The organism is Marinobacter azerbaijanicus (genome assembly GCF_030250645.1).
GTDB lineage: Bacteria > Pseudomonadota > Gammaproteobacteria > Pseudomonadales > Oleiphilaceae > Marinobacter > Marinobacter azerbaijanicus.
The window spans coordinates 1-823 of the sequence record NZ_JASSVS010000071.1 but is presented as its reverse complement, the minus strand read 5'-3'; the positions used below and the strand labels follow the sequence as shown (position 1 = coordinate 823).

General features: G+C 70.8%; 2 protein-coding genes. Both read right to left on the bottom strand.

The window, feature by feature from the left end; translation table 11 throughout:
* Positions 1 to 506: c-type cytochrome (locus QPM17_RS23670; RefSeq protein WP_285394197.1), on the bottom strand; the 506-nt coding region annotated here is incomplete at its 3' end.
* The coding region (locus QPM17_RS23665; protein WP_285394196.1) for an SAM-dependent methyltransferase at positions 503 to 823 on the bottom strand (321 nt) is incomplete at its 5' end. The genes QPM17_RS23665 and QPM17_RS23670, both read right to left, overlap by 4 nt.

The window sequence follows — 823 nt, the reverse complement described above, 5'->3', positions numbered from 1 at the left end:
TAGCGGCTGGGGAAGCGGGCGATGCGCTCGAAGCGGTCGCCGTCGAGCAGGCTGACGTGGTGGTCACCGATCTCGACCACGATGAACAAATTCTTGAGATCCTCCACCTCGAACACCGGCTCGTCGGGCAGCGTGCCGTAGTAGTGGTTGACCACGTGGCTGGCCAGGATGTCCGCATCGCTCCAGCTCGGTTCGACCTCGGGCCGCGCGTAGATCCACTCGGCGAGGGCGCCGACCTCGGCCTCGCCGAGCATCTCGCCGAAGGCCGGCATCTGGATGGCCGGGCGGCCGTCGCGGATCACCTCGACGGCCTCGGCCGGCTTCAGCCGTGAGAGATTGTCGGGCAGCAGCGCGGGACCGATGCCGCCCAGCCGATCGACACCGTGGCAGGCGGCGCAGTGCTGGTGGTAGAGCATGGCGGGGTCCGGCGCCTCGGCCCGCGCCGGCGACGAAACGGGCAGTGCCAGGCCCAGCAGAGCGGCGAACAGCGGCAGAACGCGCCTCATACGGCCAGCCTCCGGCCATCCATCGGCGCCACGCCGTGGCGTGCCATCGTCATCATTCCGGGCCCCAGGGTGTCGGCCAGGCGCACCACCTCGCCCACCACGATCAGCGTCGGCGGCTTGAGCGCCTCGCGCTCGATGGTCTCAACCAGTTCACCCAGGGTGGTCAGCACGTGGCGCTGCCCGGGCGTCGTGCCGCGCTCCACCAGCGCCACCGGATGCTCCGCCGGCAGGCCGTGGCGCTGCAGCCCGGTGCTGATCAACGCGGCGTTGGCCAGGCCCATGTAGAACACCGCGGTGTGGTGCGGCACCGCCAGCGC